The organism is Pseudomonas sp. UME65 (assembly GCF_014170225.1).
GTDB lineage: Bacteria > Pseudomonadota > Gammaproteobacteria > Pseudomonadales > Pseudomonadaceae > Aquipseudomonas > Aquipseudomonas protegens.
Window position 1 is genome coordinate 153,669 of sequence record NZ_LZZQ01000014.1, and the last position, 25,091, is coordinate 178,759.

Genomic DNA, 25,091 nt, shown 5'->3' on the forward strand with positions numbered 1-25,091 from the left:
CTAAAGCTGAAACGGTTGTTCCACCAGGAAATTCAAGCACTAAGCACAGAAAGACGGATAAAACTCAAGGCTATCGAACCTGCTGCAAATGCCCGTACAGCTTGGCGTAAAGGCCGCCATCGGCAATCAGCTGCTGATGGTCGCCATCTTCGGCAATCTGCCCGCCATCGAACACCAAAACCCGGTCCGCCTGTTTTACCGCTGACAAGCGATGGGCAATGATCAGCGTAGTCCGCCCACGCAGAAAACGCGTCAAGGCCTGGTGCAGGTTGTACTCGGTGGCGGCATCCAGGGCGGAAGTGGCCTCATCGAGAATCACCACCTTGGGCTCGGCCAGAACCATCCGCGCAATCGCCAGGCGCTGGCGCTGGCCCCCGGACAAACGCACGCCGGAACGCCCCACCACGCTGTCCAGCCCCTGCGGCAAGGCCCTGACGGTAGCGTCCAACTGGGCAATTTCCAGGGCCTGCCAGCAGGCTTCGTCACTGCGCTCGCGCCCCATGGCCAGGTTGGCGCGGATCGTGTCGTTGAACAGCGCGGGATGCTGCAACACCACCGCCACGTTCTCCCGCACCGTCTCCAGGCCGATTTCCTGCTGGGTCGAACCACCAAAGCGGATCACCCCGGTCTGCGGTGTGTACAGCCCCAGCAGCAACTGCACCAGGGTGCTCTTGCCGCCACCGCTGGCACCGACAATGGCTACCTTTTCACCGGGAGCGATGGACAGGTCCATATTGTCCAGCACCCGCTCGTCACCGTAGCCGAAGCTCAAGCCGCGGACCTCGATGCCGACGGTCTCGCGCCCCACGAACGGGTCCGCACCCGGGCCGTACTGCGGTTCGTCGGCCCGCGCCAGCAGCTCGTTGATCCGGGTCAGGGCGCCGCCCGCGGCGTAGTAGGCGTATTGCAGGTTCAGCAACTGTTCCACCGGCCCGATCATGAACCACAGGTAACTGAATACCGCCAGCATCTGGCCGATGGACAGGTCGGAGAACAACACGGTCAGCATCGCCGCCGCGCGGAAGATATCGATGCCGAACTGGAACAGCAGCCCGCTGGCGCGGCCCGATGCATCGCTTTTCCATTGCGAGGCCACAGCGTAGTCCCGCACCTCCTCGGCACGCCGCCCCAGGCGCCCGAGAAAGTAGCCCTGGCGATTGCTCGCGCGAATTTCCTGGATAGCCTCCAGGGTCTCGGTCAGGGCCTGGGTAAAGCGCGAGGTGCTGTCGTTTTCCAGCTTCTTCAGGTGCTTGACCCGCTTGCCCAACTGCACCGTGGCGAAGATCACCAGCGGGTTGAACAGCAGGATCAGCAAGGCCAGTTTCCAGTGCATCCACATCAGGATGCCCGCCGTGCCCACCAGGGTCAGCATGGCCACCAGGAAGCGGCTGAGGGTCTCGCCGACGAACTTGTCCACAGTGTCCAGGTCGGTGACCAGGTGAGTGGTGACCGTACCGCCCCCCAGGCTTTCGTATTCCCCCAGGGAAATGCGCTTGAGCCGCTCGATCAGCCGCACGCGGATGCGGTAGACGATGTCCTTGGCCAGCCCGGCAAACAGCCGCGCCTGAATCACGTTGAACACCAGCGCCGAGCAGCGCAGGATCAGCGTCACCATGAGCATCAGGCCGATATAGCCAGCGGCACTCTGCCATCCCTGGGGCAGGAAGCGGTTCATCACCTGCAGAGCGGCATCGCCGTGCCCCAACAGCACCTCATCCACCAGCAAGGGCAGCAGCAGCGGGATCGGCACACTGCACAGGGTCGCCAGCACGGCGACGCCGTTGGCGATCCACAGAGATTTCTTGTGCTCAAGAGCCAGGCGACGGATATGCGCCCAGCTCAGGCGATCGATCGGCTTACCGCTGACGCTTGAATCCACCGGTTCAGGCACAGGCAGCGCGCTCCAGCCAGCGCCCCAACAGAGGAGACAGCTCGCTCAGCGGCTGATAGCCGTTGGTCAGCAACGCCAACTGGCCATTACGCTCGGCCAGCAAGGTAGGAAAGCCGGCGATTCCCAGGTCCTGGACCCAGGTGAAGTCCGCCGCGGTAGCCACATGCTGCTCGGCCCGGTCGAAGGCCTCGGCGAATTCGATGCGCGGCACCCCTGCCCGCTCCGCCAGCTCCACCAGCACACTGGCCAGGGTGACATCCCGGCCTTCGACATAGAACGCCTGCTGGATCAGCCCCAGCAGGGTCCAGGCGCAGTCCGCCGCCAGGCCACGTGCGGTGACGATGGCGCGACAGGCCGGTTCGGTGTCATAGACAAAGCCATCGGGCAAGGCGCCCTCGAAGCCGAACGGTTGGCCGGTGGCCTGGTGCACCGCCTGCCAGTGCTCGAGGATGTAGCGCCGGGTATTGGGTTCCAGGGCCGCACCGCTACCGGTACGCAAGCCCCCCACCACCAGGTGCACCTCGACCCCGGCGGCCCGGGCCTGCTCCGCCAGGGCCTGGGCCACGGGCGCAAAGCCCCAGCACCATGAACACATCGGGTCCATCACATAGAGCAGGCGGGCAGACATGGCTCAAGCCTCGGAAGAAGATTGCTTGTAGTTGTAACCAATCGGGTGCGGCATGTTGCGAGCCTTGGCCAATTCGATCTGCTTCTGCCGGTCGATGGCACTGCGGCGGGTCTTCTCGCTCAGCTTGTCCCAGCAGTGCGGGCAGCTGATACCAGGCACATAGTGCTCGGATGCACGATCCTCGACGCTCACTGGAGTACGGCAGGCATGACATTGATCGTAGTCGCCTTCGCTCAGGTCGTGGCGCACGGTGACCCGGTTATCGAACACGAAGCAGTCGCCCTGCCATTTGCTCTCTTGCTGCGGCACCTCTTCGAGGTACTTGAGGATCCCGCCCTTGAGGTGGAACACCTCGTCGAAGCCTTCACTGAGCATGTAGCTCGAGGCCTTCTCGCAACGGATGCCGCCGGTGCAGAACATCGCCACCTTCTTGTGCTTGCTCGGGTCGAAGTGGGCTTTGATGTAGTCCGGGAATTCGCGGAAGCTGGTGGTCTTGGGGTCGATGGCGCCTTCGAAGGTGCCAATGGACACTTCATAGTCGTTGCGGGTATCGATCAGCAGCACTTCCGGATCGCTGATCAGGGCGTTCCAGTCCTGTGGCTCGACGTAGGTCCCGACCTTCTTGTTGGGATCGACGCCGGGCACGCCCAGGGTAACGATCTCTTTCTTGAGCTTGACCTTGGTGCGGTAGAACGGCTGCTCGTCGCAGTAGGATTCCTTGTGATCGATATCCACCATGCGCGGGTCGTTCTTCAGCCAGGCCAGCAGCCCGTCGATGCCTTCGCGGCTGCCGGAAACCGTGCCGTTGATGCCTTCTTCGGCAATCAGCAAGGTGCCCTTGATGCCGTTGTCGAGCATTGCCTGCAACAGGGGCTCACGCAGGTTGACGTAATCTTCGAGGGTGACGAACTTGTACAGTGCCGCCACGACAATAGGTTGTGCCATGGGTAATCTCCAGGTGGCTACCCTCGTAAAGGGTGAACCGGATGCAAAAAAAAACGCGCCGGCATAAGCGGCGCGTTGCGGATTCTAACAAAAAAACCGCGGTTAATGCTGACTGCCACCGGCACAGGTCGGCGAAGCCGGAGCCACACCGATCTTCGACCATTCCTCAGGCGTATAAGTGTGCAGCGCCAACGCATGGAACTGGCCCATCAGCTCACCCAGGGTGGCGTAGACCTTCTGATGGCGCTTGACGCTGTTGAGGCCGGCGAACTGCTCGCTGACCAGTACCGCCTTGAAGTGGGTTTCCAGGCCACGGCTGTGCATGTGGCTTTCATCCAGCACTTGCAGGTGCTCGGGCTGCAATGCCCTGAGCGCCGCTTCGATACGTTGTTGCATGGTCATTGCGGGCTCCGCTTACTTCTTCTTCGCCGGGGCAGCCTTGGGCTCGAGCTCGGCGGTCATGTCAGCCAGCAGCTTGTTCACCACCGGTACCGCGCTTTCCAGCTTGGCCTGGGTCATCTGCGCCGATTGCTGGGTCAGCTGGGGCATTTTTTCCAGGACTTTCTTGCCCAGTGGCGACTGATAGAAAGCCACCAGTTCCTTGAGCTCCGATTCGCTGAAATTGCTGGTGTAGAGCTTGACCATGTCCGGCTTCAGCTTGTTCCAGCCAATGGCCTGGTCCAGGGCGGCATTGGCCTTGGCCTGGTAGGTTTCCAGCAGGGCACGCTTGGATTCCGGGGCTTTGGTCTGCTCGAAGCGCTGGGCGAACATTTGCTGAACTTGCATGTACACCGGGGTACCGAGCTTGTCCGCATGGGCCAGGGTCAGGAAGGCCTCGGCACTGGCGTTGTGGCTGGCGGTATCGGCAAGAACCTGGCCGCTGGCACACACCAGAACAACCGCGGTACAGATGGCACGAAAACGGGTCATCGAGTTTCCTTTATCTAGCAGGCGAGGTAGAACCCCAAGGGCGCCCATTCTGCGCCTATTAATCCGCGTCCCTCAACCCCACGCCGACCGGCCCCCGGTTTTGCTCGGCCATGGCGGGGAAAAACCCCCGGCATGGAACCCGAGCCGCGGATCACGGCCTAAACTGGCCTGTCAGACTAGGAGGATTGCCACGATGAACCGAATCGAAACCGACAGCCTGGGCCAGGTTGAAGTCCCGCAAGAAGCCTACTGGGGCGCGCAGACCCAACGTTCGCTGGTCAACTTCGCCATCGGTAACGAACGCATGCCCTTGGCGGTGCTGCATGCCCTGGCCCTGATCAAGAAAGCCGCGGCGCGGGTCAACGACCGCAACGGCGACATCCCTGCCGATATCGCCCGCCTGATCGAACAGGCCGCCGACGAAGTGCTCGCGGGCGAGCATGACGACCAGTTCCCTCTGGTGGTGTGGCAGACCGGCAGCGGTACCCAAAGCAACATGAACGTCAACGAAGTGCTGGCTGGACGGGCCAACGAGCTGGCGGGCAACCCTCGGGGCGGCAAGACGCCGGTGCACCCCAATGACCACGTCAATCGCTCGCAGAGCTCCAACGACTGCTTCCCCACTGCCATGCACATTGCGGCGGCCCAGGCGGTGCAGTTCCAGTTGCTGCCAGCGATCACCGAGCTCTCCGGCGGCCTGGCCGAGCTGTCGGCGCGGCACATGAAGCTGGTGAAGACCGGTCGCACCCACATGATGGACGCCACCCCCATTACCTTCGGCCAGGAAATCTCGGCCTTCATCGCCCAACTGGGGTACGCCGAACGCGCCATCCGCAGCGCTTTGCCGGCCGTCTGCGAACTGGCCCAGGGCGGCACCGCGGTAGGCACCGGGCTCAACTCACCCCACGGTTTCGGCGAGGCCATCGCCGCCGAGTTGGCGGCGCTCTCGGGCCTGCCCTTCGTCACGGCATCGAACAAGTTCGCCGCCCTGGCCGGCCATGAACCGCTGACCAGCCTTTCCGGCGCCCTGAAGACCCTCGCCGTGTGCCTGATGAAAATTGCCAACGACCTGCGCCTGCTGGGCTCGGGGCCACGGGCAGGCCTGGCCGAGGTCAAGCTCCCCGCCAACGAGCCCGGCAGCTCGATCATGCCCGGCAAGGTCAACCCGACCCAGTGCGAAGCCCTGTCGATGCTGGCCTGCCAGGTCATGGGCAACGATGTGACCATCGGCTTTGCCGCCAGCCAGGGCCACTTGCAACTGAACGTGTTCAAGCCGGTGATCATCCACAACCTGCTGCAATCGATCCGCCTGCTGGCCGATGGCTGCAGCAACTTCCAGCACCATTGCATCGCCGGGCTGGAGCCTGACCCGCAACAGATGGCCGCGCACCTGGAGCGCGGGCTGATGCTGGTGACCGCGCTCAATACCCATATCGGCTACGACAAGGCCGCCGAGATCGCCAAGAAGGCCTATGCCGAGAACCTGACCCTGCGCGAGGCGGCGCTGGAACTCGGGTACCTGACCGATGAACAGTTCGATGCCTGGGTCCGCCCGGAAAACATGCTGGAGGCCGGGAAGCAGGGGTAAGACCGCAGTCGCCTTCGCTAGCGAGCCAGCTCCTGCCACAACCCGACTGCAGGAGCTGGCTCGCAAGCGAAGCTCAGCCCGCCGCGATCCGCTGCCGCCGCGCTCGCAACCCCGCCATCAGCGACGGACCCAGTGCCGTCAGCGCCGACCCCAGCACCACCAGCAGCGCCCCGCCATAGCCCAGGCCATTGATCTGCTCGGCCTGCACATACTCGGGCCAGAGCCAGGCTGCCCAAGCCACCGCGACAAAGGTCACCAGCGGCGTAATGGCCAGGGTCGCGCTGACCCGCGACGCTTCCCAATGGGCCAGAGCCTCGGCAAAGGCGCCATAGGCAATCAGGGTATTGAGGCAGCACGCCAGCAACAGCCAACCCTGCAACGGGTTCAATTCCAGCGCCTCCAGCGGATGAGCCCAAGGGGTGAGCAACAAGGCGCAGAACAGGTAGATCACCATCATTACCTGCAGGGAATTCCACACGCTCAGCAGTTGCTTCTGGCCCAGGGCGTAGAAGGTCCAGACCGCGGAAGCGGCAAGAATGGTCAGGACCCCCGCGGTGTAGTCGCTCAGGGAAGTCAGCAGTTCGCTCAGGCGCTGATTGAAGAACAGCCCAAAGCCGATCAGCAGCACCAGAAGCCCCAGGCCCTGGCCGAGGCTGAACCGCTCCTTGAATACGAACAGGCTGGCGATCAACAGCAGGATAGGCCCCATCTGCACCACCAGTTGCGCGGTGCCCGGGCTCAACAGATTGAGGCCCATGAGGTACAGCACGTAATTGCCCACCAGGCCACAGACCGAGATCGGCACCAGCCAGATACCCTTGGGCCCCAGCACTCGCCAGCGCGGCAGGCGCCCCACCGCCGCCAGGTAGGCCAGCAGGCAGCCACCGGACACCGTCAGGCGAAACCAGGTCACGGTGACCGGGTCCATCACTTGCAGTACCTGCTTGAGCTTGATGGGCAGGATGCCCCACAACAGCGCGGTCAATAAGGCCAGGAACAGACCATAGACCCAGCGACCGGACGAGACGTGCATGCGAACCCCACAAGGCCTTACGAGCAAGGCTCACATACTAGGCCCGCGCCGGCAGCCGACACAGAGACAGTTGGCGACAAAGCGCAAACAGGATTGTGCAGGTCGCAAACCGGCCCCACGGGAGCCGGCTTGCCGACGAAGCGAAACCTAGCGTACCGCCTCGAACAACCCCGTGGCCCCCATGCCGCCACCCACGCACATGGTGACGATGCCATAGCGCAGGTTGCGCCGCTGCAGCTCGCGCACCAGATGCCCGACCTGACGCGAACCGGTCATGCCGAACGGGTGGCCGATGGAGATCGAGCCGCCATTGACGTTGTAACGGGCGTTGTCGATCTCCAGGCGGTCGCGGGCATACAGGCACTGGGAAGCGAACGCTTCATTGAGCTCCCAAAGATCGATGTCAGCCACGCTCAGGCCCTTGGCCTTGAGCAACTTGGGCACCGAGAACACCGGGCCGATACCCATCTCGTCCGGCTCGCAGCCGGCCACGGTAAAGCCGCGGAAGAATGCCTTGGGCTTGAGCCCCAGGGCCAGGGCCCGCTCCAGGCTCATCACCAGGGTCATCGAAGCACCGTCGGACAGCTGCGAGGAATTGCCCGCCGTCACCGAACCGTCGTCGGCAAACACCGGCTTCAACGCCGCTAGGTTTTCCAGGGTGGTGTCGGGGCGGTTGCAATCGTCGCGGTCCACCACGCCATCAAGGATCTGCACCTCACCGGTGTTCTTGTCCTCGACCTTGTACTTGACCGTCATCGGCACGATCTCGTCGCTGAAAAGGCCGGCGGCCTGGGCCTGGGCGGTACGCTGCTGGCTTTGCAGGGAGTAACGGTCCTGGGCTTCGCGGCTGACACCGTAGCGCCGGGCCACCACTTCGGCGGTCTGGCCCATGGGGAAGTAGATGCCCGGTACCTGCTCCTTGAGAAGCGGGTTGACCAGGTTTTCGGTGTTGACGCTCTTCATGGTCAGGCTGATGGATTCGACGCCACCGGCCACGATGATGTCGCTGCAGCCGGAGGCGATCTGGTTGGCGGCGATGGCGATCGCCTGCAGGCCCGAGGAACAGAAGCGGTTGAGGGTCATCCCCGCGGTGCCGGTGCCCAGGGCCGAGAGCACCGCGACGTTGCGCCCTATGTTGAAACCCTGGGCCCCTTCATTGGAGCCGGCGCCGACGATGCAGTCCTCGACACTGGCCGGGTCGATGCCGTTGCGGGCGAGCAGCGCATTGACGCAGTGGGCAGCCATGTCATCCGGACGGGTCTGGTTGAACTTGCCCCTAAAGGACTTGGCCAGGCCAGTCCGTACGCTGTCGACGATCACCACTTCACGCATGACGCACCTCATTGTTGTTGGCGGCAGGAAGAGCATCGAGCATAGATCCCCCTCCTGTCCCGCCGCGACAATCATTCACTGGGCGTATGCGCGACCATCGACCTACTTCTTGTCTTTCTTGTCGTGCTTGTCCGAGCGCTCGAACGCGGCTTCCAGGGCGCGGTTGATGGTGCGCAGAACCTTGACCCGGGCCCAGCGCTTGTCGTTGGCCTCCACCAGAGTCCAGGGCGACACCTCGGTGCTGGTGCGGTCGACCATGTCGCCGACGGCTGCGCGGTAATCGTCCCACTTGTCGCGGTTGCGCCAGTCGTCCTCGGTGATCTTGAAACGCTTGAAGGGAATCTCCTCCCGGGCCTGGAAGCGCTCCAGCTGGGTATCCTTGTCGATGGCCAGCCAGAACTTGACCACGATCACCCGGGCATCGGCCAACTGCTCCTCGAAGTCGTTGATCTCGCTGTAGGCTCGCAACCAGTCGGCGGGGCTGCAGAAGCCCTCGATGCGCTCCACCAGCACCCGGCCGTACCAGGAACGATCGAAGATGGTGAACTTGCCCCGGGCCGGGATATGCCGCCAGAAACGCCAGAGATAGGGCTGGGCGCGCTCCTCTTCCGTGGGCGCGGCAATCGGCACGATGCTGTACTGGCGCGGGTCCAGGGCCGCCGCGACCCGCCGGATGGCCCCGCCCTTGCCCGCCGCGTCGTTGCCTTCGAACACCGCCACCAGGGCGTGCTTGCGCATGCGCTTGTCCCGCAGCAGGCCGGCCAGGCGCGCCTGTTCGGTAATCAGTTGTTCTTCGTAGTCGTCCTTGTCCAGGTGCTGGGTCATGTCCAGGCTGTCCAGCAGGCTGAGCTGATCCACCGCCGGAGGCAACGGCGCCGCGTTGACCTGGGTGGCTCGCAGCGGCTGGCGGTTCAGCGCACTTTGCAGCCCTTCCAGGAGAATCCGCCCCACGGTAAGGCTGCGGTAATGCGGATCGACGCCCTCGATCACGTGCCAGGGCGCATAGTCGCGGCTGGTGCGGCGCAGCACGCGCTCGCCGTACTTGACGAACTTGTCGTAGGTTTCTGACTGCTGCCAGTCCAGCGGGCTGATGCGCCAGCTGTGCAGCGGGTCGTCCTGCAACGCCTTGAGGCGGGCCTTCATCTGTTTCTTGGACAGGTGGAACCAGAACTTGAAGATCAGTGCGCCTTCATCGCAGAGCATCTTCTCCAGGCGCTCGGCGCCGTTGATCGCCTGGTCCAGGCGTGGGTCCTTGATCTCGCCATGGACCCGGCTCTGCAGCATCTGGCTGTACCAGTTGCCGAAGAACACCCCCATGCGCCCCTTGGCCGGAAGCATCCGCCAGTAGCGCCAGGCCGGTGGCCGCGACAGTTCCTCGTCGGTCTGCTGGTCGAAGGTGCGCACCTCGATCAGCCGCGGGTCCATCCATTCGTTGAGCAGCTTGACCGTCTCGCCCTTGCCCGCGCCCTCGATCCCGTTGATCAGCACGATCACCGGAAAGTTCGCCTTCTGGCGCAGTTCGAACTGGGCTTCGAGCAAGGCCTCGCGCAACGCCGGCACCTCGGCATCGTAGGTTTCTTTGTCGATGGCGTGACCGATTTCAGCGGATTCGAACATGGGTGGCTCCCTTCCAAGAATTTTCCAAGACTAGCGGATCGACCTCGGCCAGGGAAAACAAATCCCCGAACCTGTAGCGCCTTGCCATGGATCAAGCGCCGCCGGCGCGATGGGCTAGAATGGCCGCCTTGCGCAACATGAGCCGAACATGATCCCTGAACTGCCCCACGCCCAGCTCGACTGGGACGACCAAGGACGCCCGCGCTCGCGGGTCTTCGACGATGTGTACTTCTCCAGCGAATCGGGCCTGGATGAAACCCGCCACGTGTTCATCGAACAGAACCGCCTGGGCCAGCGCTTTGCCGCCCTGCCCGATGGCGAACGCTTCGTTATCGGTGAAACCGGCTTCGGCACCGGGCTGAACTTTCTCTGCGCCTGGCAGTTGTTCCAGCAACAGGCCCCGACCGGTGCCCGGCTGCATTTCGTCAGTGTGGAAAAGTACCCCTTGAGCCCTGCCGACCTGCAACGGGCCCTGGCCCTGTGGCCGGAACTGGCGAGCCTCTGTGCACCGCTGCTGCAGCAGTACGTGGCAGTGCATGGCGGCTTCCAGCGCATCGTGCTGGAGGGCGGGCGAGTGACCCTGACCCTGCTGATCGGCGATGCCCTGGAGCAACTGCCGCAACTGGACGCCCAGGTCGATGCCTGGTTTCTCGACGGTTTCGCACCGGCCAAGAACCCCGACATGTGGACCGCCGAGCTCTTCGCCGAACTGGCGCGCCTGGCCGCCCCAGGTTCCACTATCAGTACCTTCACCAGCACCGGCTGGGTGCGCCGGCTGCTGAACAGTGCCGGCTTCAAGATGAAACGCACCCCGGGCATCGGCCACAAATGGGAGGTACTGCGAGGCGAGTTCCTCGGCTGGCCAGAGGATGCGCCGGCGCCGGCCAGGGCCAGGCCCTGGTTCGCCCGCCCCCCGCGGCAAGAGAAGACCGCCCTGGTGATCGGCGGCGGGCTGGCCGGTTGTGCCAGCGCCGCCAGCCTGGCCGCCCGCGGCTGGCAGGTGCAATTGCTGGAGCGTCATGCAGAGCTGGCCCGGGAGGCCTCGGGCAATCCCCAGGGCGTGCTCTACCTCAAGCTCTCGGCCCACGGCACCGCCCTGTCGCAGATGATCCTCAGCGGCTTCGGCTATACCCGGCGCCAACTGGAGCACCTGCAGCGCGGCCAGGACTGGGATGGCTGCGGCGTGCTGCAACTGGCCTTCAACGCCAAGGAAGCCGAGCGCCAGGCCCAACTGGCCGCGGCTTTTCCCGCCGACCTGCTGCACCTGCTGGACCAACCCCAAGCCCAGGCCCGGGCCGGTATCGGCCTTGAGCACGGAGGCCTGTTCTACCCCGAAGGTGGCTGGGTGCATCCGCCGGCCCTGTGCCAATGGCAGGCCAGCCACCCGCGGATCCAGGTCCTGGCACACCGGGAAGTCCTGGAACTGCGCCGGGTCGATGAGCAATGGCAAGCCTGGGACGGCGACCGGATGCTGGCCAGCGCCGCGGTGGTGATCCTCGCCGGTGCGGCCGAGATCAAGCGCTTCCCGGCCAGCGCCGATCTGCCCCTCAAGCGCATTCGCGGGCAGATCACCCGCCTGCCCCAGACCGCACAAAGCCAGAGCCTGGCCACGGTGGTCTGCGCCGAAGGCTACGTCGCCCCCGCGCGCCTGGGGGAACACACCCTGGGCGCCAGTTTCGACTTCAAGAGCCAGGACCTGACCCCCACCAGCGCCGAGCATGCCGGCAACCTGGAGATGCTGCGGGAAATCTCCGGCGACCTGCTGCACCGCCTGGGTGCCGAGCAACTGCCCCTGGACAGCCTGCAAGGCCGCGCGGCCTTCCGCTGCACCAGCCCGGACTACCTGCCCATCGTCGGCCCCCTGGCGGACCCGCTTGCCTTTGCCGAAACCTACGCCGCCCTGGGCAAGGATGCGCGCCAAGTGCCGGACCTGCCCTGCCCCTGGCTCGACGGCCTGTACATCAACAGTGGCCACGGTTCCCGTGGGCTGATCACCGCGCCGCTGTCCGGCGAGCTGCTGGCCGCCTGGCTGGAAAACGAGCCCCTGCCCCTGCCCAGAAGCGTGGCCGAAGCCTGCCATCCGAACCGTTTTGCCCTGCGTCGCCTGATTCGCGGCAAGGCCTGAAGCAGAGCGGCGGCGCTGACTTTCCAGCGCCGCCAATGGCCGCTGGCCAGCACCAAGCGCTACATCCAACCGTCCGGCCCCACTCAACTGCTTATAACCGATCGATCTAAAACTCCCGAGTTACGCACAGGTCAGTTTCCAGGTAGCCGCCCTTTTGACGGCGGCAGATTGACTCTCCCCAACGGAAAAACCGGTAAGGACTTATGTGCGGACTAGCTGGCGAATTACGCTTTGATCATCAACCTGCCGACCTGGCAGCGGTTGAACGAATCACCCACCACCTGGCCCCTCGCGGCCCGGACGCCTGGGGCTTTCACAGCCAGGGCCCGATTGCCCTCGGCCATCGACGGTTGAAAATCATGGACCTTTCGGACGGCTCGGCGCAGCCCATGGTCGACAACCAACTGGGCCTGTCCCTGGCCTTCAATGGCGCGATCTACAACTTCCCCGAACTGCGCGCCGAACTGGAAGCCAAGGGTTATGCCTTCTATTCCGGCGGCGACACTGAGGTGTTGCTCAAGGGCTACCACGCCTGGGGCGCGGACCTGCTGCCCAAGCTCAACGGCATGTTCGCCTTCGCCATCTGGGAGCGCGATGCCCAGCGCCTGTTCATCGCCCGCGACCGCCTCGGGGTCAAGCCGCTGTACCTGTCGCGCACCGGCCAGCGCCTGCGCTTCGCCTCGGCCCTGCCGGCGTTGCTCAAAGGTGGCGACATCAACCCGTTGCTCGACCCCGTGGCGCTCAACCACTACCTGAACTTCCATGCCGTGGTGCCAGCACCGCGAACCCTGCTGGCAGGCATCGAAAAACTGCCGCCGGCCACCTGGATGCGTATCGAGGCCGACGGCCGCACCGAGCAGCAGACCTGGTGGACCCTGCCCTACGGCCCCCGTGCCGACGAAACCAACCTGACTCTGGAAGACTGGCGTGACCGGGTGCTGGACAGCACCCGTGAAGCGGTGGCCATCCGCCAACGGGCAGCGGTGGATGTGGGCGTGCTGCTGTCTGGCGGTGTCGACTCCAGCTTGCTGGTGGGCCTGCTGCGAGAGGTCGGGGTGGACAACCTGTCGACCTTCTCCATCGGCTTCGAGGACGCCGGTGGCGAGCGGGGCGACGAGTTCCAGTACTCCGACCTGATTGCCCGGCACTACGGCACCCGGCATCACCAGTTGCGCATCGATGAACGTGAAATCATCGAACAGTTGCCCGCGGCCTTTCGGGCCATGAGCGAGCCGATGGTCAGCCACGACTGCATCGCTTTCTACCTGCTGTCCCGGGAAGTGGCCAAGCACTGCAAGGTAGTGCAAAGCGGCCAGGGCGCCGACGAACTCTTTGCCGGCTACCACTGGTACCCGCAGGTGGACGGCGCCAGCGACCCCTACGCGGCCTACCGTGCGGCCTTCTTCGACCGCAGCTACGACGACTACGCGGCCACCGTACAACCGCAGTGGCTGACCGCCAACGATGCCGCCGGGGATTTTGTCCGCGAGCATTTCGCCCAGCCCGGCGCCGACGCCGCGGTGGATAAGGCCCTGCGCCTGGACAGCACGGTGATGCTGGTGGATGACCCGGTCAAGCGTGTGGATAACATGACCATGGCCTGGGGCCTGGAGGCGCGCACGCCGTTCCTCGACTACCGCCTGGTGGAGCTTTCGGCCCGGGTGCCGGCGCGCTTCAAGTTGCCGGACGGCGGCAAGCAGGTGCTCAAGGAAGCTGCGCGGCTGGTGATCCCCAGCGAGGTGATCGACCGCAAGAAAGGCTACTTCCCGGTGCCGGGCCTCAAGCACTTGCAGGGCGCGACCCTGGACTGGGTACGCGAACTGCTGCTGGACCCGAGCCAGGATCGCGGCCTGTTCAAGCCGGCCATGCTCGACCGCCTGCTGACCGATCCCCAGGGCCAGTTGACGCCCTTGCGCGGCTCCAAGCTGTGGCAACTGGCGGCATTGAACCTGTGGCTCAGCGAACAAGGAATCTGACCGATGAAAGCTCACGCCACGGCTTACAGCCAACGCCTGCTGCGCGGCCAGGCGCCGTCCTATGAACGCCTGCAGGCGCGCTTCGCCGAAGACGGCAGCGAACCCGGGTGCGAACCGATCGCGGTACATTGCGGTTGGGGCCGCCTGCTGATCGGCCATACCTTTCCCGACCCCACCAGCCTGGCCGGGGAGTTGCTCAACGAGCGACCTGGCGAACGCGACATCGCTCTGTATGTGGCGGCGCCACAACAAGTGCTGGGGCTGGAACCGGCGCAACTGTTCCTCGACCCTTCCGATACCCTGCGCCTGTGGTTCAGCGATTACCGCCAGGCCACTCGGGTATTTCGCGGTTTCCGCATCCGTCGCGCCCAGAGCGAAGCCGACTGGCAAGCCATCAACCAGCTGTACCAGGCCCGCAGCATGCTGCCCATCGACCCGCAACTGCTGACCCCGCGCCATCAGGGCGGGCCGGTGTACTGGCTGGCCGAGGACGAAGACAGCGGCGCGGTGATCGGCAGCGTCATGGGCCTCAATCACCACAAGGCCTACCAGGACCCGGAACACGGCAGCAGCCTCTGGTGCCTGGCAGTGGACCCCGACTGCAGTCGCCCGGGCGTCGGCGAAGTGCTGGTGCGCCACCTGATCGAACACTTCATGAGCCGCGGCCTGAGCTACCTCGACCTGTCGGTGCTGCACGACAACCGCCAGGCCAAGAACCTCTACGCCAAACTCGGGTTTCGCACCCTGTCGACCTTCGCCATCAAGCGCAAGAACGGCATCAACCAGCCGCTGTTCCTCGGCCCCGGGCCCCAGGCGGAGTTCAACCCCTATGCGCGGATCATCGTCGAGGAAGCACATCGCCGGGGCATCGATGTGCAGGTGGATGACGCCGACGCCGGGCTGTTCACCCTCAGCCACGGCGGGCGGCGGGTACGCTGCCGGGAATCGCTGAGCGATCTCACCAGCGCCATCAGCATGAGCCTGTGCCAGGACAAGAGCCTGACCCACAAGGTGCTCAAGGGTGCTGGCTTGAACCTGCCGGCGCAGCAACTGGCGGGCAACGCCGATGACAACCTGGGCTTTCTCGACGAGCACCAGCGGGTGGTGGTCAAGCCCCTGGATGGCGAGCAGGGACAAGGCGTGGCGGTGGACCTGCGGACCATCGAAGAGGTGCAAAAGGCCATCGACCACGCCCGCCGCTTTGACAGCCGGGTATTGCTGGAAAGCTTCCACGAAGGCCTGGACCTGCGCATCTTGGTGATCGGCTTTGAAGTGGTGGCAGCGGCTATCCGCCGTCCCGCGGAAATCATCGGTGATGGTCAGCACTCCATCGGCGCGCTGATCGAAGCCCGCAGCCGTCGCCGCCAGGCGGCCACCGGCGGCGAGAGCAAAATCCCCCTGGACCAGGAGACCCAGCGCACCCTGCACGCCGCCGGCTACGACTACAACAGCGTACTGGCCGCCGGGGAGCGGCTGTTTGTACGGCGCACCGCCAACCTGCACACCGGCGGCACTCTGGAAGACGTCACCGGCATCCTTCATCCGACCCTGGCCGACGCCGCCATCCGCGCAGCCCGTGCCCTGGACATTCCCGTGGTGGGCCTGGACCTGATGGTGCCGGCGGCGGATCAGCCCGAGTACGTGTTCATCGAAGCCAACGAACGCGCCGGGTTGGCCAATCACGAACCGCAACCCACCGCCGAACGTTTTGTCGACCTGCTGTTTCCCCACAGCCAACCGGCGCCGTGATCCTTCGCCGGCAAGCCGGCTCCTACCCTCACTGGTAGGAGCCGGCTTGGCAGCGAAGGCGCCCCCTGGCCCTGCATCCATGCCCTCATCGAAACCATCGATGGCCGTTTCTCATCAGGAGTTTCCATGACCCGCAAGATTCCCGAACCCGACCTCGCCTACCTGCAGAAAGTCCTCCTGGAAATGCTCGCCATTCCCAGCCCCACCGGCTTTACCGACACCATCGTGCGTTATGTCGCCGAACGCCTTGAAGAACTGGGCATCCCCTTCGAGCTGACCCGTCGCGGCACCATTCGCGCCACCCTCAAGGGCCAGAAGAACAGCCCGGACCGGGCCGTCTCGGCGCACCTGGACACCATTGGCGCCAGCGTGCGCGCGGTGAAGGACAACGGCCGCCTGACCCTGGCCCCGGTGGGCTGCTGGTCCAGCCGCTTTGCCGAGGGCAGCCGGGTCAGCCTGTTCACCGACAACGGCGTGTTGCGCGGCAGCGTCCTGCCGCTGATGGCCTCTGGGCACGCCTTCAACACCGCGGTGGACGAACTGCCCATCAGTTGGGACCACATCGAGCTGCGCCTGGATGCCTACTGCACCACCCGCGCCGACTGCGAATCCCTGGGGATAGGCGTGGGTGACTTTGTTGCCTTCGACCCCTTGCCCGAGTTCACCGAAAGCGGCCATATCAGCGCCCGGCACCTGGACGACAAGGCCGGTGTCGCCGCGCTGCTGGCCGCGCTCAAGGCCATAGTCGACAGCGGCGAGCCGCTGATGATCGACTGCCATCCGCTATTCACCATCACCGAAGAAACCGGCAGTGGTGCGGCAGCGGCCCTGCCCTGGGACGTCAGCGAGTTCGTCGGCATCGACATTGCCCCGGTCGCCCCGGGCCAGCACTCCAGCGAACATGCGGTGAGCGTGGCCATGCAGGACTCCGGTGGCCCCTACGACTATCACTTGTCCCGCCACCTGCTGCGCCTGGCCGGCGAACACGAGTTGCCGGTGCGTCGCGACCTGTTCCGCTACTACTTCAGCGACGCCCATTCGGCGGTCACCGCCGGCCACGACATCCGCACTGCGCTGCTGGCCTTCGGTTGCGACGCCACCCACGGCTATGAGCGCACCCATATCGACAGCCTGGCGGCACTCAGCCGCCTGCTGGGGGCCTACATCCTCAGCCCGCCGGTATTTGCCAGCGACGCGCAACCGGCCCAGGGCTCACTGGACCGCTTCAGCCATCAACTGGAGCACGATGCACAAATGGAAAGCGATACCCGGGTGCCCTCGGTGGATAGCCTGGTGGGGCAGAAATCCTGAACCCGCCCCGGCGTTTGTGCACGCCCTGGCTGGCGGCACGGCCCCGGGCGCAGTAGGATCCCGGATTGTTTGCCGGAGGCCCCCATGCTGATTCCCCACGACCAACTTGAAGTCGACACCCTGACCCGCCTGATCGAGGACTTCGTGACCCGCGAGGGCACCGACAACGGTGATGAAACGCCCCTGGAGACCCGTGTGCTGCGGGTGCGCCAGGCCTTGACCAAGGGCCAGGCGGTAATCGTCTTCGATCCGGACAGCGAACAGTGCCAACTGATGCTCAAGCACGATGTGCCCAAGGAGCTGTTCGACTGACCCTACCCCCGGCCCAGCTTCTCTGGGCCGGGTTATTCAGCCATTGGAAAAGCGCGGGCCGAACAGAATCACACTGGCCCCGATCACGCACAGCGCCAGCCCCAGCCAATCCGAACCCAGGGGCCGTACCCGCTCCACCACTGCCAGCCAGCCAATCGAAGCGACGATATAGATGCCTCCGTAGGCGGCATAGGCGCGCCCGGCGTAGGTGGCCTCGACCTTGGTCAGCAACAGGGCGAACAGGGTCAGGCTGACCAGCGCGGGAATCACCCACAAGGCACTCTTGCCCTGACGCAGCCACATCCAGAACGCATAGCAGCCGGCGATTTCAAACAGCGCGGCGAGGAAGAACCACAGGTAATTGAGCATGCAGGAACTCGTCAGGATTGTCGGATGCCGGCAACCCTAACGACGCCCAGGGGGATTGGGCAAGCTCAACTGGCGCTTTGCTTGGCCTTGGCGCGCATCTTGTCGGCCATCAGGGTCATTTCGTCGTACAGCGCCTGGGGATTTTTCTGCTTCAGGGCCCAGGCCATGCGGCCCTGCTCGTGGGGCAGGATCATGAACTGGCCGGCATCGACCTGGGCATGGATGTAGTCGGCGATCTCGGCGGCGGTGATCGGCGAGTTTTCCAGCAACTTGCCCACCTGGGCCTTCATGGCCGGGGTCGGCCCCCGGAAGGAGTCCAGCAGGTTGGTCTGGAAGAACGACGGGCAGACCACATGCACGCCGATTTCCTGCTGCGCGAGCTCGATCAACAGGCTCTCGGAAAGCGCCACCACTCCGGCCTTGGCCACGTTGTAGTTGCTCATGGCCGGGCCCTGCATCAAGGCCGCCATGGAAGCGATATTGATGATCTTGCCCTTGCTCTGCTCCAGCAGCGGCAGGAAGGCCTTGCAGCCCTTGACCACCCCCATCAGGTTGATCGCGATCTGCCAGTCCCAATCCTCCAGCGACAGTTCGCTGAAGAACCCGCCAGAGGCCACGCCGGCGTTGTTGACGATGATGTCGATGCCGCCGAACTTCACCTCGCAGGCCTGAGCGAAGGCGGTCAACTGGCTGTAGTCACGCACATCGCAACGCTGCACAAAACCGTCACCACCGGCTGCACGCACCAGTTTCAGGGTTTCCTGCAGGCCCGCCTCGCTGACATCGGACAAGGCCAGCCGCCAGCCCTCGCGGGCCCAGCGCAAAGCGATTTCGCGACCCAGGCCGGAGCCGGCGCCAGTGATCATCATGCGATTTTGCATAAGAGTTGCCTTGTTGTTCCGGGGAAGATGAGCCGCAGTGTAGCGAAGGCCCCTGCGCCACCCACGCACCATCAGGGTGCTGAATGCCCCGGGCAAACCGCCGGCCCGGTGCCCCCGACCTGTCATCCGCCCCCCTGCTCCGGGCAGGCGCAAAGGAAATTAGACCGAAAGCGGAAAGCTTTAAAAATACTTGGAATTTTCTGGAAGGGCGCAGAGTCGGATTTATTAAGCGGTTCGCTTTATCCCTAAATCGAACTTGTCCTTGAATAACTGCGTTGTTCAACTCTATTCCAATAAGGAAACAGCCATGGGCACCATTCTGATCGTTATTCTGATTCTGCTGCTGATTGGCGGCCTGCCAGTATTCCCGCACTCCAGAAGCTGGGGTTATGGGCCTTCAGGAATCATTGGCGTCGTGCTGGTGGTGCTGTTGGTACTCTTGCTGCTGGGCAGGATATAACGCCCTTATTGCTCGCCCCAGAGCATGTTTGAACGTAAAAAGGCGCCGGTCTTCACCGGCGCCTTTTTATTAGCCCGAATAAAAAACACCCCACTTGTGGGGTGTTTTATTCACGCGGGCAACTTGCGCCAACCCCGCATGACAGGGCCGGCGCTACAGCGTTTAGTCCGGTTTCCCGTTGACCACGCCTGCGGTGTTGTCGAGCAAGCTCTTGGTCGCCGTCTGCAGGAAGGATTCCAGCTTCTGCTTGAGCTGCGCCTCATCGGCAGAATCCGGGATCAGTTCGCCCCCCGGTGCCGAACCCAGTTCGTACTTGTACAGCCGTGGCGGCATTTCCTTGGGCAGTACCAGCACCCGGTCCGCCGTCAGCAGCGCTACGGTCTGGTCACTGCCCGAAGGCTTGATCACGCCGAAGCCCTTGTCGCCTTCCGGCAGGTTGAGCAGGTCGCGCCCCCAGCACTGGTGCAGTACGTCGCCACCCAGGCGGCCCATGATGGTGGGCACGATGTCGATCTGGGTGCCCACGGTGTGGTCACGCTGGCCGAACTTTTCCTGGATGCCCGGAGCGATCATCAGCATGGGCACGTTGAAGCGCCCCAGGTCCATTTCGGTGATCTGCTGCTCGTTGCCGAAGCCATGGTCGCCCACTACCACGAACAGGGTTTCCTTGAAGTAAGGCTCCTTGCGCGCTTTCTCGAAGAACTGGCCCAGGGCCCAGTCGGAGTAGCGCATGGCCGTCAGGTGTTCGTTGAGGCTGCCGCGGTCGGTCACCTTGTCCACCGGCAAAGGCGTGGGCAGGGCATACGGCGTGTGGTTGGACAGGGTCTGCAGCAGGGCATAGAACGGCCCCTTGCCTTCCCGGGCCTTCAACTCTTCCAGGCCGCGGTTGAACATGTCCTGGTCGGACACGCCCCAGGTCGGGTCGGAGAACACCGGATTGACGAAGTCGTTACGGCCGATGAAGTTGGTCATGCCCTGGTTGCTGAAGAACCCCGACTGGTTGTCCCAGGCGAAATCGCCGTTGTAGACATACACGTCATCGTAGTTGCGAGCACTGAGCAATTGCGGCAGGCCGGACAGCTTGTGGCTGCCTTCCGGGGTCTGCATCAGGTATTCGAAGCCAGGCAGGTTGGGGAAGCACGCCATGGTGGCGAACATGCCCTGGTGGGTGTGGGTGCCGTTGGAGAAGAAGCGGTCGAACAGCAGGCCTTCCTTGGACAGTTTGTCGAAGTACGGAGTGATCTCCCCCGGACGTCCCAGGGCGCCCACCGAATGCCCGGCGAAGCTTTCCATCAGGATCACCACGACGTTCTTGATCGGCAGGGTCTTTTCCCCATCCGGCGTGTAGGTGCGGCGTACGGCGGCGATATCGGCATCCACCAGCTTGTCACTCGGCACCAGCAGCATGTCGCGCACGGTCTGCTGCGCCAGAGGCTGAGGCAAGGTGGCCTTCCAGATATTGGTGCGGTCCTCGGACAGACGATCCTTGGCCGCCGCCATCAGTTGCAGCGTGCCATTGAGGCCCAACTGGTTGGCGAAGTTGGATTCGGTGGTGTAGACGTCACCCCAACGCATCGGCGGGCCCTGGCGCAGAGTGCCACGAGCTGCAACCACGCAGATCAGCAGACACACCACGAACACCGCAATGCGCGCATACCAGGGGGCAATCTGCCGGGTGCCGACATTGCCGCCGCTGAACGGGCCGCGGGGCCGGGTGGCGCGGTCGGCCCCCTTGAATGCCAGGCTCAGGATCCAGGTGCCCACGGCCCAGGCCAGCAGGTAGCGGACCACCGGGAAGCCGTACCAGAGCATGCTCATCACGGTTTTCGGATCTTCCTTCACATACTGGAAGACCAGGCCGTTGAGGCGCTGGTGGAACTCTCGGTAGAAGTCCATCTCCATCAGGCCGAGGAACAGCGCGATGCTGGAGGTGACTGTCAGCCAGAAGCGCAACACCCCGCGAGCCGCCATGGCCCGGGCGCTGAACAGCGCCAGCAGCAGCGGTACGCTGAGGTAGACCACCAGCCGCAGGTCAAAACGCAGCCCGTTGGCAAACGCTTCGAGGAAGGTCGAGGCCGGAGTGTCGAGAATCATCTCGCGGTTGTAGATCAGCAGCGCGACGCGCAACAGGGAAAGCATCACCATCATGACCAGGGCGCACAACAGCGTGTAGGCCAGATGGGATTTAACGGTCGGTTGCAGCAGGCGATTCGAGGATCGCTGCTGACTCAGGGCATCCGAGTTTGCCATGTGGTTTTAGGACCCATTGGAAGTTTAAGTTGCAAAGATAAAGCTGCGTTCTGCCCTCTTGTTGCCGCCAGGGCGACGGGGGAATTCGCGGTGCGCAAATGTTGCACGATCACTCAAGGCATTGCCATTGATTAGTGGGCAGCACCGAAAAACCCACTGCCAACGGCTCTGGGACAAGAGATTGCAGAGAGTTATACCGGGGAAAAAGCGCCGGCGAATTGTCTTAGAGCGTTTGTGAAAATTTCGTTCAACGCATGTTTAGTCACACAAAAAAGGGCCTGACGGCCCTTTTCCCTGTGCAACCTGCGTCTCCAGCTTCAGAGCCGCACATTGCCTCGCGGCCCGGCGATCGCCCAGATGATCAGCCCCAGCACCGGCAGGAGAATGATCAAGAGCACCCAGAGGACCTTCATCCCGGTTTCGGCGCCGCTTTTGAGTACGTTGATGATGGCCCAGATATCCAGGGCCAGAATGATCAGGCCAACCAGGCCATTGAAGGTGGAACCCATGGTGTCGCTCCCTAAATGATGGCGTGCCTCTTTAGGATAGCCGTGCTGGATCAGGGTTCCGTTTTATTCCACAGCCGCTCGGGCTTCAGACATGAACGGCGATCTTCAAGGCCTCCAGGGCCGGCGCTGCGGCGATCCCGACCTCGGCGCACAGCTCCAGCACCCGCGGCACGTCGTTGCCGTAGACCAGTACCATCTGCAACTCGTCATCCAGCAACTGGCTGAAGTTCATCAACACATAGCCGCCGTTTTCCGGGTTCATGCTGCCCATCTGGATCTGGATGCGGTTCAAGGCCGTCAGGGCTTCGATCTTGGCCAACTGCTTGGGCTTGATGTTGAAAGCCACGTCCTTGCCGAACGAGGCGACGATCTGGGCGAACAGGTCGACATAGGTATCGGCCTGAAACAACACGGTTTCCGGCAGGCTGCCGACCACCACCCATTCCCCCAGGGGAATGGGGAAGCTGTCGTCGTAGTTGATATCCGGGTTGGCTGCCAGGAATCCCTGAGGGTCGGCGTAGGCCTGGCTCGCCTCCTCGGCGATCTGCTGGATCTCGGCATCGCCCATGCACCCGGAGCTGATCTTGCTAATGAGTTCGATAAGGGCGGTTTTCATGGGCACATCCTGGAAGCGAGGAAATCAAGGGGCGCGAAGGATAGCCTAAAGTGCCCGAGCTATCACGCCAGGCAGTACCTGACGCCCGCGCGCCCCGATCATCGCCGGCTCAGGCCAGGAGTTTTTCCAGCTGCGCCGTGGTATCCATGGCGCCCATGGTCTTGGCCGCTTCCAGGGCACTCACGCCATTGCTGTCGCGGGCCTTGGGGTCGGCGCCCTGGCTGATCAGGTAGGTGACGATTTCCGTGCGGTTGAACATCGCCGCCATCATCAGCGCGGTACGTCCGTCGAAGGACGAGCCTTCCACCTGGGCGCCCCCCTCCACCAGCGCCTTGACCACCGCCAGGTCGCCCTTGAAGGCAGCCCCGGCAATCGGGCTCTGGCCGTTGTCGTTGCGGATCTCGGGGTCGGCCTGGTGCTTGAGCAGCACCTGCACCGCGTCCACATGGCCGTGATAGGCGGCGAGCATCAGCAGCGTGTCGCCCTTGTGATTGCGCAGGTTGACCGGCAGGCCACTGGCAGCCAGTTTGTCGAGCATCTGTGCGTCGCCCTGGCGGGCCACGTTGAACACCTGTTCGACAAACTGGGCGGCCTCTTCTTCAGTCATCTGGCGGCTTTTGTCGGTCATCGGAAACTCCAGGTTCGGCAATTCGGAAAGGCGCTAGTTTCCCCAAGCCGGCGCCAGCCTGTCATCCCTTTTTTCCCGAGAGCCACCATAGGCAGAATCAATAACGCAGGCGCCCGCCCTGAATGTCCGCGAGAATCTGCGGGGTCAGCCGCACGTAGGTATCCGAGCCCGGCAACCAGGCATACACCGGCTCGTCACCGATTTGCTGCAGATCGAATGCCTGCTCCTTGAGGCGACTCTTCTGGTACTTGAAGGTGCCTGTGGTGTCCATCTTCACTTTGATCCGCAGGAACAGCGGCACTGCGTAGGCCGGCAACTGCTGCCGGGCGAACTGCAGCAACTCGCTGAAATCCAGGGTCGCCAGGGATTCTGCCGGAGTGATCGCCACCATCCCGGCCCGACCGTTGGTGTTGTGGATCTCGACCCCATAGGCCACCACCTCGGCAACCTGCGGGTGCCCCAGGAGGACGTTCTCCACCTCGGTGGTGGAAACGTTCTCGCCCTTCCAGCGATAGGTATCTCCCAGCCGGTCGACGAACTGCACATGGCCAAAGCCGATATCGCGCAGCAGATCGCCGGTGTTGAAGTAGCAGTCGCCCTTCTCGAATACGTCCTTGAGAATCACCTTGAGGTTCTTTTCCGGGTCGGTGTAGCCATCCAGGGGCGCCTTGTCGTCGATCTTCGCCAACAGCAGCCCCTGGCCGCCCTTGGCCACCTTCTGCATGAAGCCCTGGCTGTTGCGCAGTGGCGCACCGGTGTCGTGGGCGTATTCCACCAGCGCCCAGGGGATCAGGGAAAAGCCCACGGTATTGTCGAAGTTGAGGATGTTGCTGAAACCGATATTGCCGTCGCTGGCGGCATACAACTCACAGATATGACCGACGCCGAAGCGTTGCTTGAACTCGCTCCAGACGCCCGGGCGCAGCCCGTTGCCAATCATCTTCGAGACCCCGTGCTCGGTATCCCGTGCGCAAGCCGGCTGGTCGATCAGGTAGCGGCACAACTCCCCGACATAACCCACGGTCGTGGCCTTGTAGCGGCGCACGTCATCCCAGAACTGGCTGGCGCTGAATTTGCGGCGGATGGCAAAGCCCGAGGCGCCGGTAATCGCCGAACCCCAGCACACGCACAGACCGGTGGCGTGGTACAGCGGCAAGGTGCAATACACCACGTCGCCGGGCTGCATATCCAGGGCGATGGTGCCGAAGCCGGCAGAGGTGCGCATCCAGCGACCATGCTTGAAGATCCCGGCCTTGGGCAACCCCGTGGTGCCGGAGGTATAGATGTAGAAGCAGGGGTCGTTGAGGAAGATGCGCTGGGTCTGCGCCAGGTTGTCCGATGGGTAACCGGCGCTCTCGGCCATCAGGTTGCGCATTCCCTCGGGGGTCGGCCCGGGGTCGGCAAAGGTGTCCTGATCGGCCACGAACCAGGTGCGCTGCGGATCGATGCCCACCTGCTCGCGTACCGCCGAGTAAGCGGCCTGCAGCTCGCCGCCGAGGATGATCGCCGCCGGTTTCACCAACGCCAGGCTGTGCGCCAGCACGCCCTGGGTCTGCGCGGTGTTGAGCATCGCGCAAATGCCGCCGAGCTTGGCCACCGCCAGCACCGTGACCAGCAATTCCGGACGGTTCTCGATGAAGATCGCCAGCACATCACCCTTGCCGATGCCCTGCTCCTGCAGGTAGGCAGCAATGCGGTTGGCCCATTGATTGACCTGTGCATAACTGAGCACCCGATCACCGTACAGCAAGGCCGGCCCCTCGGGGTTGCGCAGGGTCGCCTGCTCAAAGCTCCAGCCCAGGCCACAGGGCTGGTCCGGGTTGTCGATATTGCCCGCCTTCATGCCCCGCACCACCCGCGGCAGTGCCCTGGCAATGGAGGGCACCTTACGCAGCATCATGCCCCAGGTGATCATGTCGCTCTTGTGCTTGTTCATGGTTG

At 63.7% G+C, this 25,091-nt stretch carries 22 protein-coding genes; 7 read left to right on the forward strand and 15 right to left on the reverse strand.

The features are described from left to right. Positions 1-70: 70 nt before the first annotated feature. From A9971_RS20745 to A9971_RS20765, 5 genes are all read right to left on the reverse strand, one after another. Positions 71-1,852 carry an ABC transporter ATP-binding protein gene (locus tag A9971_RS20745; RefSeq protein ID WP_169892275.1) on the reverse strand — a complete coding sequence of 594 codons (1,782 nt, stop codon included), beginning with the start codon at positions 1,850-1,852 and terminating at the stop codon, positions 71-73. 31 nt (positions 1,853-1,883) lie between these two features. Next, positions 1,884-2,486, reverse strand: coding sequence for a DsbA family protein (locus tag A9971_RS20750; RefSeq protein ID WP_169892285.1), 603 nt, complete (start codon positions 2,484-2,486; stop codon positions 1,884-1,886). A 36-nt stretch (positions 2,487-2,522) separates the two neighbouring features. Further along, on the reverse strand, positions 2,523-3,464 hold the full coding sequence (locus A9971_RS20755; protein ID WP_011062595.1) for a rhodanese-related sulfurtransferase: 942 nt from the start codon (positions 3,462-3,464) through the stop codon (positions 2,523-2,525). Positions 3,465-3,566: 102 nt separating this feature from the next. Next, positions 3,567-3,866 (reverse strand): BolA family transcriptional regulator, encoded by a 300-nt coding sequence (locus tag A9971_RS20760; RefSeq protein ID WP_077934606.1) that lies wholly within the window; start codon positions 3,864-3,866, stop codon positions 3,567-3,569. A gap of 12 nt (positions 3,867-3,878) precedes the next feature. Then, the gene (locus A9971_RS20765) at positions 3,879-4,394 is read right to left on the reverse strand and encodes a DUF2059 domain-containing protein (RefSeq protein ID WP_015636579.1); all 516 of its coding nucleotides are present in this window, start codon (positions 4,392-4,394) and stop codon (positions 3,879-3,881) included. A 193-nt stretch (positions 4,395-4,587) separates the two neighbouring features. On the opposite strand from A9971_RS20765, the gene A9971_RS20770 reads away from it, so the two are divergent. Next, positions 4,588-5,982 carry a class II fumarate hydratase gene (locus tag A9971_RS20770; RefSeq protein WP_011062598.1) on the forward strand — a complete coding sequence of 465 codons (1,395 nt, stop codon included), beginning with the start codon at positions 4,588-4,590 and terminating at the stop codon, positions 5,980-5,982. A gap of 73 nt (positions 5,983-6,055) precedes the next feature. Here A9971_RS20770 and A9971_RS20775 read toward each other — a convergent pair whose 3' ends face one another. The 3 genes from A9971_RS20775 to pap form a co-directional block, all read right to left on the reverse strand. Next, positions 6,056-7,015, reverse strand: a complete 960-nt coding sequence (locus A9971_RS20775; RefSeq protein WP_019093385.1) for a DMT family transporter — start codon at positions 7,013-7,015, stop codon at positions 6,056-6,058. Between the two features lie 147 nt (positions 7,016-7,162). Continuing rightward, positions 7,163-8,347, reverse strand: coding sequence for a thiolase family protein (locus A9971_RS20780; protein WP_011062600.1), 1,185 nt, complete (start codon positions 8,345-8,347; stop codon positions 7,163-7,165). A gap of 102 nt (positions 8,348-8,449) precedes the next feature. Continuing rightward, entirely contained in the window at positions 8,450-9,964 is a 1,515-nt protein-coding gene (gene pap, locus A9971_RS20785) for a polyphosphate:AMP phosphotransferase (protein ID WP_011062601.1), read from the reverse strand. 148 nt (positions 9,965-10,112) lie between these two features. Between pap and mnmC the strand changes: the two genes are divergently transcribed. From mnmC to A9971_RS20810, 5 genes are all read left to right on the forward strand, one after another. Then, positions 10,113-12,089 carry a bifunctional tRNA (5-methylaminomethyl-2-thiouridine)(34)-methyltransferase MnmD/FAD-dependent 5-carboxymethylaminomethyl-2-thiouridine(34) oxidoreductase MnmC gene (gene mnmC / locus A9971_RS20790; RefSeq protein WP_182999952.1) on the forward strand — a complete coding sequence of 659 codons (1,977 nt, stop codon included), beginning with the start codon at positions 10,113-10,115 and terminating at the stop codon, positions 12,087-12,089. 203 nt (positions 12,090-12,292) lie between these two features. Next, positions 12,293-14,065: an N-acetylglutaminylglutamine amidotransferase gene (locus A9971_RS20795; protein ID WP_011062603.1), complete on the forward strand. Its 1,773-nt coding sequence runs from the start codon at positions 12,293-12,295 to the stop codon at positions 14,063-14,065. Positions 14,066-14,068: 3 nt separating this feature from the next. Continuing rightward, positions 14,069-15,814: an N-acetylglutaminylglutamine synthetase gene (ngg, locus tag A9971_RS20800; RefSeq protein ID WP_182999953.1), complete on the forward strand. Its 1,746-nt coding sequence runs from the start codon at positions 14,069-14,071 to the stop codon at positions 15,812-15,814. 126 nt (positions 15,815-15,940) lie between these two features. Next, entirely contained in the window at positions 15,941-17,125 is a 1,185-nt protein-coding gene (locus tag A9971_RS20805) for an osmoprotectant NAGGN system M42 family peptidase (RefSeq protein WP_015636583.1), read from the forward strand. Positions 17,126-17,209: 84 nt separating this feature from the next. Further along, positions 17,210-17,437, forward strand: coding sequence for a YheU family protein (locus tag A9971_RS20810; RefSeq protein ID WP_011062606.1), 228 nt, complete (start codon positions 17,210-17,212; stop codon positions 17,435-17,437). 36 nt (positions 17,438-17,473) lie between these two features. On the opposite strand, the gene A9971_RS20815 is transcribed toward A9971_RS20810, so the two are convergent. Continuing rightward, entirely contained in the window at positions 17,474-17,806 is a 333-nt protein-coding gene (locus A9971_RS20815) for a YnfA family protein (RefSeq protein WP_011062607.1), read from the reverse strand. 65 nt (positions 17,807-17,871) lie between these two features. Further along, positions 17,872-18,687 (reverse strand): SDR family oxidoreductase, encoded by an 816-nt coding sequence (locus A9971_RS20820; protein WP_011062608.1) that lies wholly within the window; start codon positions 18,685-18,687, stop codon positions 17,872-17,874. Between the two features lie 307 nt (positions 18,688-18,994). Between A9971_RS20820 and A9971_RS20825 the strand changes: the two genes are divergently transcribed. After that, positions 18,995-19,147, forward strand: a complete 153-nt coding sequence (locus A9971_RS20825) for a DUF3309 family protein (protein WP_007945780.1) — start codon at positions 18,995-18,997, stop codon at positions 19,145-19,147. A 162-nt stretch (positions 19,148-19,309) separates the two neighbouring features. Here the strand turns inward: A9971_RS20825 and A9971_RS20830 are convergent, their stop codons facing one another. The 5 genes from A9971_RS20830 to A9971_RS20850 all read right to left on the reverse strand — a co-directional run bounded on the left by A9971_RS20830 (position 19,310) and on the right by A9971_RS20850 (position 25,086). Then, positions 19,310-21,397: an LTA synthase family protein gene (locus tag A9971_RS20830; RefSeq protein ID WP_011062610.1), complete on the reverse strand. Its 2,088-nt coding sequence runs from the start codon at positions 21,395-21,397 to the stop codon at positions 19,310-19,312. A 317-nt stretch (positions 21,398-21,714) separates the two neighbouring features. Beyond that, positions 21,715-21,906, reverse strand: coding sequence for a PLDc N-terminal domain-containing protein (locus A9971_RS20835; protein WP_015636585.1), 192 nt, complete (start codon positions 21,904-21,906; stop codon positions 21,715-21,717). An 85-nt stretch (positions 21,907-21,991) separates the two neighbouring features. After that, a complete protein-coding gene (locus A9971_RS20840; protein WP_015636586.1) occupies positions 21,992-22,522 on the reverse strand; it encodes a hypothetical protein in 531 nt (176 codons plus the stop codon). 109 nt (positions 22,523-22,631) lie between these two features. Further along, the gene (locus A9971_RS20845) at positions 22,632-23,150 is read right to left on the reverse strand and encodes an ankyrin repeat domain-containing protein (protein ID WP_011062613.1); all 519 of its coding nucleotides are present in this window, start codon (positions 23,148-23,150) and stop codon (positions 22,632-22,634) included. A 97-nt stretch (positions 23,151-23,247) separates the two neighbouring features. Beyond that, positions 23,248-25,086, reverse strand: a complete 1,839-nt coding sequence (locus A9971_RS20850) for a long-chain-acyl-CoA synthetase (protein ID WP_015636587.1) — start codon at positions 25,084-25,086, stop codon at positions 23,248-23,250. Positions 25,087-25,091: the final 5 nt, after the last annotated feature.

Bases quoted from the DNA above. Each gene is read 5' to 3' on its own strand.
- A9971_RS20850 (WP_015636587.1), bottom strand. From the start codon at position 25,086: ATGAACAAGCACAAGAGCGACATGATCACCTGGGGCATGATGCTGCGT.
- A9971_RS20770 (WP_011062598.1), top strand. From the start codon at position 4,588: ATGAACCGAATCGAAACCGACAGCCTGGGCCAGGTTGAAGTCCCGCAA.
- A9971_RS20750 (WP_169892285.1), bottom strand. From the start codon at position 2,486: ATGTGTTCATGGTGCTGGGGCTTTGCGCCCGTGGCCCAGGCCCTGGCG.
- ngg (WP_182999953.1), top strand. From the start codon at position 14,069: ATGAAAGCTCACGCCACGGCTTACAGCCAACGCCTGCTGCGCGGCCAG.
- A9971_RS20795 (WP_011062603.1), top strand. From the start codon at position 12,293: ATGTGCGGACTAGCTGGCGAATTACGCTTTGATCATCAACCTGCCGAC.
- A9971_RS20765 (WP_015636579.1), bottom strand. From the start codon at position 4,394: ATGACCCGTTTTCGTGCCATCTGTACCGCGGTTGTTCTGGTGTGTGCC.
- A9971_RS20780 (WP_011062600.1), bottom strand. From the start codon at position 8,347: ATGCGTGAAGTGGTGATCGTCGACAGCGTACGGACTGGCCTGGCCAAG.
- mnmC (WP_182999952.1), top strand. From the start codon at position 10,113: ATGATCCCTGAACTGCCCCACGCCCAGCTCGACTGGGACGACCAAGGA.
- A9971_RS20845 (WP_011062613.1), bottom strand. From the start codon at position 23,150: ATGACCGACAAAAGCCGCCAGATGACTGAAGAAGAGGCCGCCCAGTTT.
- A9971_RS20810 (WP_011062606.1), top strand. From the start codon at position 17,210: ATGCTGATTCCCCACGACCAACTTGAAGTCGACACCCTGACCCGCCTG.
- A9971_RS20835 (WP_015636585.1), bottom strand. From the start codon at position 21,906: ATGGGTTCCACCTTCAATGGCCTGGTTGGCCTGATCATTCTGGCCCTG.
- A9971_RS20830 (WP_011062610.1), bottom strand. From the start codon at position 21,397: ATGGCAAACTCGGATGCCCTGAGTCAGCAGCGATCCTCGAATCGCCTG.
- A9971_RS20775 (WP_019093385.1), bottom strand. From the start codon at position 7,015: ATGCACGTCTCGTCCGGTCGCTGGGTCTATGGTCTGTTCCTGGCCTTA.
- A9971_RS20820 (WP_011062608.1), bottom strand. From the start codon at position 18,687: ATGCAAAATCGCATGATGATCACTGGCGCCGGCTCCGGCCTGGGTCGC.
- A9971_RS20755 (WP_011062595.1), bottom strand. From the start codon at position 3,464: ATGGCACAACCTATTGTCGTGGCGGCACTGTACAAGTTCGTCACCCTC.
- A9971_RS20840 (WP_015636586.1), bottom strand. From the start codon at position 22,522: ATGAAAACCGCCCTTATCGAACTCATTAGCAAGATCAGCTCCGGGTGC.
- A9971_RS20825 (WP_007945780.1), top strand. From the start codon at position 18,995: ATGGGCACCATTCTGATCGTTATTCTGATTCTGCTGCTGATTGGCGGC.
- A9971_RS20760 (WP_077934606.1), bottom strand. From the start codon at position 3,866: ATGACCATGCAACAACGTATCGAAGCGGCGCTCAGGGCATTGCAGCCC.
- A9971_RS20805 (WP_015636583.1), top strand. From the start codon at position 15,941: ATGACCCGCAAGATTCCCGAACCCGACCTCGCCTACCTGCAGAAAGTC.
- A9971_RS20815 (WP_011062607.1), bottom strand. From the start codon at position 17,806: ATGCTCAATTACCTGTGGTTCTTCCTCGCCGCGCTGTTTGAAATCGCC.
- pap (WP_011062601.1), bottom strand. From the start codon at position 9,964: ATGTTCGAATCCGCTGAAATCGGTCACGCCATCGACAAAGAAACCTAC.